This is a genomic window from Limnospira sp. PMC 1279.21 (genome assembly GCF_032349615.1).
Classification (GTDB): domain Bacteria; phylum Cyanobacteriota; class Cyanobacteriia; order Cyanobacteriales; family Microcoleaceae; genus Limnospira; species Limnospira fusiformis.
Genome location: NZ_JARPLU010000135.1, coordinates 1 through 9,034, shown reverse-complemented (window position 1 = coordinate 9,034; position 9,034 = coordinate 1). Strand labels below are relative to the sequence as shown.

Below are 9,034 nucleotides of genomic sequence, written 5' to 3'. Positions count from 1 at the left end.
CCGCCTCAGACCATCGCTCTAGCTTTAATAGAGCATCCCCTAAGTTATTATGAGACCAAAAGAACTCCGGGTTAAGACCGATCGCATTTTGATAGGCTTCCGCCGCCTCAGACCATCGCTCTAGCTTTAATAGAGCATCCCCTAAGTTATTATGAGAGCCAGAGAACTCCCCATCAAGACCGATCGCATTTTGATAGGCTGCCACCGCTTCTGACCATCGTTCTGACCCCGACAAAGCATCCCCCAACAGATGCCAAACTTCGCTATCGTTTGGGGACTTTTCCGCTACCTGTTGCCACAGGGTCACCGCCTCTTCCCAGGCTGATAACTTCACCAAAACCTTACCTAAATTTCGCTGAAGTATCAGTGAGTCTTTGTCTAAAGCGATCGCATTTTGATAAGCCTCCGCCGCCTCATCCCATCTTTCTAGCTTGAAGAGAGCATCCCCTAGGTTATTATGAGACCAGACAAAATCCCCTTTTAAAGCGATCGCATTTTGATAAGCCTCCGCCGCCTCTTCCCACCGCTCCAACTGTCGCAGCGCATCTCCTAAGTTATTATGAGACCAGACAAAATCCGGCTCAAGAGCGATCGCATTTTGATAGGCTGCCACGGCTTCTGACCATTGTTCTGACCCCGACAAAGCATCCCCCAACAGGTGCCAAACTTGGCTATCGTTTGGGGACTTTTCCGCTACTTGTCGCAACACCCCCGCCGCCTCATCCCAGGCTGATAACTTCACCAAAACCCTAGCTAACTCTCGCTGAGGTTCCACCCAGTCGTTGTCTAAAGCGATCGCTTGTCGCAATTCGATCGCTGCTTCTGACCATTTTTCTCGTAAAGCCAAAGCTTTCCCCAACTTCCAGTGAGTTTCCGCTAATGTTAGACGCGGCTTGACTGGACGAGTATCGAGGCGGCGACGGAATGGGATGTGTGAGCTTTTATCAATCGTCATGGGAATTTGATGATTTTAGATTAATTGAACGATTCGGTTCTCTGTTGTCAAGACTTAACCAAGCAAACATTTCTCGTGCTGAAAGCTGAAACTCTTTGAGATGCTCCCAAACCGGCAAAATATCCTCTCCCAGTTTAACTTCCGGAAATGAGTCCGGTTTCAGTATCATCACCGATTCATCCTTCGGATCGACCAACCATCCCAACTGTGTTCCTTGACTCAGACAAAACATGATTTTTCTGATCACTTGATTGGCTGATTGTTCGGGAGATAAAATTTCAATAACCCAATCTGGATGAACTTCAAAGCGATTCGCAATTCTCCTTTTTTCAGTTCGGGGAATGCGCTCCCAAGTGAAAACGCTGATATCGGTTACGAGGGACTGTCCGCCAAAGTCACACCATAACTCGGTAAAGGCATGAGCTAACTTTGGGGGTAAAAAAGCCTCATTAATAACCGTCCCTAAACGGATTTGTAAGGTGCTATTTTCTCCTGGAGGCATCGGTTTCTGGGTGATTTCTCCTTTCAGATATTCACTCGCAGGTTGAGTTTCCGGAAGGTCTAAAAACTCCTCCAAATTTATGGTATATTTTACATGGAAAACAATTACCATAATTTTACCTCATAAAACCCGATCGCTTTCATTCTTTTACAAATTTTAATCATTCTCATCCCCCTGCCTTTCCCGAGGCGCACTCCGTGGCCCGCCGGAAGGCTTCGATCGCCTCATCAATGCGACCCAACTCCTGGAGAGTATCACCCAACTTATGATAAACCTCCCAACTGTTGGGATTCAACTCCAGCACCCGGCGATAAATTTCCGCCGCCTCCGACCAATTTTCTCGTCCCAACTCCAGGTTCCCCAACACCTCCCAAACTGAGACCAAATCGGGAGCCAGAGCCACTGCCTTTTGATAAGCGCCGATCGCCTGCTCCCAAGCCTGCATAACCACATAAACATCCCCCAAATGCACCCACATTTCCCCATGTTCAGGAGCCAAAGCCACCGCTTTTTGGTAAAACCCAGCGGCATCAGACCATTGCTCCAAGGCTTCCAGAGCCTGGGCTAATAGCTGCAACACCTCCAGGCGTTCCGGTTCCCTCTCGAGCAGGTGGCGACAAATATCAACACAGCCCTGCCAATTTTTCGCTGTGGCGGAAGCGATCGCCTCTTCCCAGCCTGGTTGACCGGGTGGTGATGCAGAAGCCACCCCCCCCATAGGGATGTGATTTGGGGGGGTTACAGGTTCTTCTACCCGCCGCTGAGGAGGTTTCTGGGTGTCTGCTGTCGGGGAACTCACAGATTGCACCGGGGGCAAAACCGCCACGGGTGGAGAGGGTAAAATCTGGTGGTGGGAAGTAGGTAACGGAGATTGATAATCTTCCCCTATAGGAAGCCTTCTGCGGTTCCCTCTCAGCCAACCGAAACCGGGAAAACGCTCCCACCAAGGTCGTTGTGGCTGAACTTGTCGGGGGGGTGTAGGTTCCCGACGTTCGGCTAACTCAAATCCGCGACGATAATAGGTCATCGCCTCTCCCTGTCGCCCTAAATGATAGAGGGCTTCGGCTAACTGTTGATGAGCCTTAGCACTGTGGGGGTGGGTAGTAACAGCCACCTGATAACAAGCGATCGCCTGAGTTTTCTGCCCCCTACGCCATAACCCCCTATCCCAACCAAACATTCCCCCAAGGAAGCCAGTTCCGGTTTCGCCTGGATAGCTTCAAACAAACAGTCCTGTAGGGGCGGGTTCCACGGTCAGCCATGCTTCCGACCAGCCAGCCTTGTCAACCCGCCCCTTCTTTACCCAAGGCTCCCCAGGCGCTGGCTAGACTGCGATAAATGCGGGGATGGGGTTTTAATTTGACAGCTTCCTGTAAACTGACGATCGCCTCTGGGTAGCGTCGCACTTGCAGACACAATTCCCCTAACTCCTGATGCCATAGGCCATTTTTCGGTTCCAAAGCGATCGCCTGTTGATAGCAGCGTAGCGCCTTACCATAAGCCGCCAAACCCACCAGAGCCTTCCCCCAGAGACTATATGCTCTGGCTTCCCTCGGTCGCCACTGCACCACCTGCTGACACTGCTGGACGCAAGCCTGATAGCGTTTTTGCTGATATAACTCCGTGGCCCTTTCCAAGGCTACATCTACATCTGGCGGCGCAAAAGCCCCACCCCCTGGCGGTGGCAACTCTTCGGGTATTTGTCGCCCAGCAATCAAACTTAACCAACGCCCCTGACTAGAAGGTAAGGTCTTGTTACTATGGCGTAAAGCCTTAGACAAATTTTCCAAAGCCATCAACAGGCGGGGATTTTGTTCCAGGGCGCGACCATAACAGGCGATCGCATCATCCCACTTTTCTTGAGCCACCAGGGCTTGTCCCAAACTATTGCGAGATTCAAAAGAGTCCGGTTGCAACTCCACCGCGCGCCGATAGGCGGCTTCCGCTTGGGACCACAAACCTTGAGCCGAGAGAACCTCCCCCAAATTGTGATAGGCTTGGGAATCGTGGGGCGATCGCCTGACCACCTGGCGATAACACACCTCAGCCTCCTGGAGTCTGCCACCTTGTAAAAGGCTATTACCCACCGCCAAAAACTCCGAGGCTTCCCCCTGGTCTGGCTGCCAAATCAAAGCCTGATATCGACAACTAAGGGCTTGCTGAGGTTGTCCCAACTTCTGCCATACTTTACCCAAATTCCGATGAGCGGCTACCAAGTTCGGTTGGAGAGCGATCGCCCTTTCATAGCATTTTACCGCCTGTTCCCAGCGTTGCATTTGAGCATAGAGACTTCCCAAATTCGTGTGAATTGTGGCATCTGCGGGGTTCAACTGCACCGCCTTCTCAAAAGCAGCCACCGCCTCCGATAATCGTTTCAACCCCAACAGAGCCTTACCCAACAGGGGGTAAATATTCGCCGCCTCGGGGTCTAATGCCAGAGCCTGCTGACACAGACTCAAAGCCTGCTGAAATTGTTTTTCCTGCAAATTCGCTTCTACCTGTGCCACCATATCCGATGGTGGCTCCTCTGGGGCTTGAGGAATCTCTGGTTTCCCCTGAGTTGGGCTTTCCGGTTGGGGGGGGTCTTTCCTCTCAACCACAGATTCCCTATAACCAAGAGCCTGCGCCCTTTGATACCAATATCTTGACCAATATTCATCGCCCCGCTGTTGCCAAACTTTACCCAACAATTGACAGGTGATGGCAGAATTAGGGTCATGGTGAAGGGCCTGTTCACAAGCGGCTATGGCTGCATCAATGTCACCCCCTTGGAGATGAAATTCAGCTTGTTTCTGAAACCCGGCGGCTAGGGCGGTTTCGCTTAAATTGGGAAAATTGATCATAGTAACCTTAGACATTGATGGCTGGGTGAGATCATTTTTCTGGCTAGAAGTCGGGAGGCTGGCTGTATCGGTGGCGAGTATAGAATCTAGCAACTCTAGCAAGGTCTCTGGGTTAATCCAGATATCTTCTGTTAAGGCAGTAGGATACATCAGTTGTCGGAGGGGATAGCAGTCTAAGGCTTCTCCGGTGATGTAGTAGTGATGGAGTCCCACTTGCCGACTTAACCCCCAAAAGTAAGGCCGAATGTAGTGGGGAGACATGAGTTCAATGATGGTGCTTCCAGGCTGACAGAAAATTAAATTGGTTAACCCGCTACCGTGGGATGCGACAATGACTTTCGCCTGGGAAAATACTTGAGCCTGTTGGGCTACAGATAGGGTTTCGGGGTTGATGGTGGTAAATCCCCGCTGCTGCAATAGGGAGGCGATCGCCTCTTCGTTTAACAACCGCCGATATTTGGCGCTATGACGGCTGATATAGATGAGCTTTGGTGGTTTTTCATCACCTAATTTAGATTTCTGTGGGTCAGAGAGTTCCAGAAAGCCCTCTGAGTTAAGGTTAACCCCTGCGGTTTCCTCCTGTAGCCAAGTCCGACGATGCCAAGCTAACACCCACGGTGGTGGATAGCCTACGGGTCCGGCAAAATCCGGAACTAAAAGCTGATCTGCTTGGATATGGGGGTGAATGTCGCTTTCGACTATTTGGGATTCTGGTATACCTAACCGTTGCAGGGTTTCTCGTTGGAAGGGGTGACGGATACTGTTCACTACAATGCGATCGATATCCTGCCAATTGTAGCCAGCCTGTCGCAAAATTTCTAATCGTGGCAGTACGTCAACCATCCAGTGAAAGTAAACACTACCCGATATTCCTGATACTACCGCAACAGTTCCGGCGATCGCCTCTGCTTCTGTGAGTCCATCCTTGGCAAAAATTGGGTGGCGGCGAGGGTCATGGTTACGGCAACCTGGTAAGGGGGTAGGATAAAATCGGGAAAATGGCGGCAGCATCTCCCCTTCCGCGTTAATTATGGCGGTGGCGTTACAGACTTTCCACCAATTGCGACGCGGATCAACAATCGCCCGCCCCTGGGGTAAAATGGTCACGTTTCCGGTGATGTTCCATAAAGGTAAGGGCGCTGGGGGTTTCAATTTGTATTGATGGCTGCCTACCTGTTGGGGGGAAAAGTTTTCTATAATCTGCTTTAGGCAAGGATGGCAGTCTAATCCCTGACAGGCTGGTAGGTCGGGGTCAGCCGGGGGTAACTCTGGTAGGTCGGGAATGGGTTGAGATAGGGGTGGGTTGGTTTCGGGTTCGGCGGTTAATAGTTCTAAACTCTGGTTATAATGTTTTTGGGCTTCTTTGATACGACCCTGTTCCCTCAGAATGTCTCCCCAAGCTAAATGGGCGCCGGTGAAGTCTGGTTGCAGTTTCAGGGTTTTTTGATAGTATTGTTCGGCCGCTCCAAAGTTCTGGTATTCTGCTAAGGCTTGACCTAAGTGAAAGTAGGTTTGGGCTAGTTTGATCACACTCACGGATATATCGTTTTGGTTGAGTGCTTGTAGTAGCTGGGCGCAGGCTTTTTGGGCTTCTCCTAAACTGCCGTCAACGCTTTGGTTTTCACTTTGGGTTATATAGGCGGTTAACAGGAATTCCTGCCCTTTAATGGCTTCTTTTAAATGGGCGATCGCTTCTGGAAAATCTGCTAATTCCATCAGAGACCAGGCTAAATCACTATGGATACCCGGAAATTCTGGCGCTAGGCTTAACACTTTTTGGAAGCACTCTAGGGCGGCTATATGGCTTCCCTGTTGTTGCAGGGCTTTCCCTAGGTTATGTTGAATTATGGCACTGTCCGGTTGCAGTTGTACGGCTTTTAAAAAGGCGGCGATCGCCCTATCCCCATCCTGTTTTCCTAATAGCGATCGACCGAGGTTATTATGGAGGCTGGCTGTCTGCGGCCACTTTTTTAGGGCGGCTCCGAGAATCTCTAAGGCGGTTTGATATTCCCCTCTTCCTACTAAAATACCCCCTAAATTACTATAAGGCATGGGGGTTTCTGGTTCCAGATAAATCGCGCTTTGATAGGCGGCGATCGCTTCGATTTCTCGCCCTGACTGTTGTAGGATTAACCCTAAGTTATAATAGGCGTTGGTGTAGTTCGGCTTGTGGATTATCGCTTGACGGTAACAGGCGATCGCATCCTCTACATCTCCCAATTTTTCTAAGACAAATCCCAGATTATAATGTACCTCCGCCCAAGGAAAATAAACCTCTAACGCCCTTTTATACCAATCTACCGCCTTCCCATAATCTTTCTGCTGCTGACACCATAAACCTCGCTCGGCTAGGGACTGAGCCGCTGGGGATGGTTGGTTTGTTGACTGGTTACTAATCCTCATAATTCATCGTTTTTTGTGTGTATAAATACTTACTTTTTTCACAATTAATAATTAGTTAAATTAACAGCCACGTATGTAGCCTAAACAACCCCCACTATTATCCAGCAAAATTTCATCAATATTAATACATTACCAAAAATATGGTAATTTCAGTTAAGAAAAATATCTCCACCTAGCACCCAGCCAGCTACTAGATTAAATCGAAGCTGTCGGAGTCGAGGTCATCTAACCCTTCTCCTAAATTCAGAATCGGAATGGCTTGTCCAGTGCCGTCAATGTAGTACAAAACGCCACTGGTGGAATTATAAACTAGGTTAGCCCCTCCGGTATTAGTGGGATTAGTCGGATCAAAGTTGGCAATTGTGGTAAACTGACTATCAGCAAGGTTTCCCGCCCCTCCCAACATCTCAAAAATATCCGCATCTAATTCGATGCGATCTTCACCCACAGTAAAATCTGTGATGGTGTCGAGTCCAAACAACTCTTGAATGCTGAAGGACTCCTTATCGGGGTCACTAGAAACTAAGCTAAAGGTATCAGATCCTTTACCCCCGGTCAGAAGGTCATTACCTTTCTCGGCAGAAATGCGATCGTTCCCCTGACCACCATAAACGGTGTTATCCCCTCTACCGCTATGGATAACATCATCACCCTTACCACCAAAAATCAGGTTATTTCCCGGTCCACCAAGTATGGTGTTATTACCTTCGACACCGTAAATAGTATCGTTACCAGTGCCACCATAAATTAGGTCATTACCCTTATCTCCCGACAGGATATTATTACCTTCCCCGCCGTGGATGATGTCATCTCCCTGACCTCCATAGATGATGTCATTTCCCTGACCACCATACACGAGGTCATCTCCCAGGTTACTAAACAGCAGATTATTGCCTTCTCCAGCATAGATTGTGTCACTGCCCTTACCCCCATAAATGATGTCATCATCCTTACCACCATAAACGAGGTCATCTCCCGCACCTCCCAATAGGGTGTTATTCCCTTCTCCAGCGGAGATTGTATTCTTACCTTCCCCGCCGTAGATGATGTCATTTCCCTGACCACCATAAATTAGGTCATCTCCCTTACCTCCGTAAATGATGTCATCTCCCGCACCTCCAGATAGGGTATTATTGCCCCCGTCCCCCCCATATATCACATCATTCAGGTCCCCACCAGCGATCAAATCACTACCTCCGGTACCTATGAGGCGGTTCTCCTGGTTCATAAACCCTTCGATGATTAAGCCACCATCGATCGCATTCGGGTTGGGCCTGCTACTTTCGGGCTGTGTGGGGTTAGGTATTAATTCGGCGGTCATGGTAATTCATTCCTGGTAGATACACGGTTGTGGTCAAAAAATTAAAAATCAATCACATAAGCAACCACTAGATTGCTCAATCACCCTATTATGTGGCGGTGCAAGTCTCCATAATAGAAACATGAATCAGCCATTTACGCTCATGCAAACTAGAGAGGCAAATCATGCTCTTCGGGTTTTCATATCACAAAACAAATGTAACAGCTACATTAGCTATTGTCAATAATATGGCGATGACATTTGGTTCATGCTCTTTGACCGATAATCCTGACAGTTCGGTTGAATTCTTATGATATATCAATACCAGGTCTATTGTTGACTGTTACACTTGGCGGAAAAATCATAGTTCCCCATGGTAAGCCCTTTTCCAGGGGAAGTTGTGGTTTGAGGCTCCCCAAAAATGCTAGATATAATCAAGCTACTGTAAAGGATTTAGCCAGAATGAGAAGTTTTTGTAAAATGGATGAATCACAGATAATTTATTAATGTATAATATAATTGGGGGGCTGTGGTCAAATTAATCATTAAATAGGGCGATTAATTCTCTACAACCCCTCCCCAATAGGTTTTACTCAACTTCTGCCGTGGGTTCTAGGCTGGGTTGAAGTTCGATCGCCTGGCGTTGTCTTTGGCGAAATTCCGCCGCCGCATCTTGGATATTTTGATTTTGTTGATTTTGGATGAATTCCCCATTCATATCAAACCGACCTTGCTGGACACTGTGGAGAATATCAAACAATGTCCGCTGATTAAGGGTATTGGAGGAGTCGGTAGTGCTATTACGACTATCAAAATCTTGCAGGGGATTAATGGTGGCTTGGGCGATTAATTCCGGTGCTGCCTGAACCGCAGACCCGAAGCCGAAAGTAGCGATCGCAGAAATACTCAAACCTAGGGTAAATTTCAAAGGTGTTAATTTCATCATGACTATCAGATTCCAACAACTACTGTAATCATACCTGATACATTTACGCGACATTTATCCGGCTATTGCCTGACAATGCGACGAT

At 48.5% G+C, this 9,034-nt stretch carries 6 protein-coding genes; all 6 read right to left on the bottom strand.

Features of this window, described 5'->3' with window-relative positions; translation table 11 throughout:
* Positions 1 to 955: tetratricopeptide repeat protein (locus P5683_RS18040; protein WP_315669470.1), on the bottom strand; the 955-nt coding region annotated here is incomplete at its 3' end.
* A complete protein-coding gene (locus P5683_RS18035) occupies positions 945 to 1,568 on the bottom strand; it encodes a Uma2 family endonuclease (RefSeq protein WP_315640796.1) in 624 nt (207 codons plus the stop codon). The genes P5683_RS18040 and P5683_RS18035, both read right to left, overlap by 11 nt.
* A gap of 55 nt (positions 1,569 to 1,623) precedes the next feature.
* Positions 1,624 to 2,637 carry a tetratricopeptide repeat protein gene (locus tag P5683_RS18030; RefSeq protein WP_315640797.1) on the bottom strand — a complete coding sequence of 338 codons (1,014 nt, stop codon included), beginning with the start codon at positions 2,635 to 2,637 and terminating at the stop codon, positions 1,624 to 1,626.
* Positions 2,638 to 2,740: 103 nt separating this feature from the next.
* Positions 2,741 to 6,703: a tetratricopeptide repeat protein gene (locus P5683_RS18025; protein ID WP_315640799.1), complete on the bottom strand. Its 3,963-nt coding sequence runs from the start codon at positions 6,701 to 6,703 to the stop codon at positions 2,741 to 2,743.
* Positions 6,704 to 6,893: 190 nt separating this feature from the next.
* Complete coding sequence (locus tag P5683_RS18020; protein WP_315640801.1) at positions 6,894 to 8,024, bottom strand: calcium-binding protein; 1,131 nt, start codon at positions 8,022 to 8,024, stop codon at positions 6,894 to 6,896.
* A gap of 568 nt (positions 8,025 to 8,592) precedes the next feature.
* On the bottom strand, positions 8,593 to 8,949 hold the full coding sequence (locus tag P5683_RS18015; RefSeq protein ID WP_006624446.1) for a hypothetical protein: 357 nt from the start codon (positions 8,947 to 8,949) through the stop codon (positions 8,593 to 8,595).
* Positions 8,950 to 9,034 lie beyond the last annotated feature (85 nt).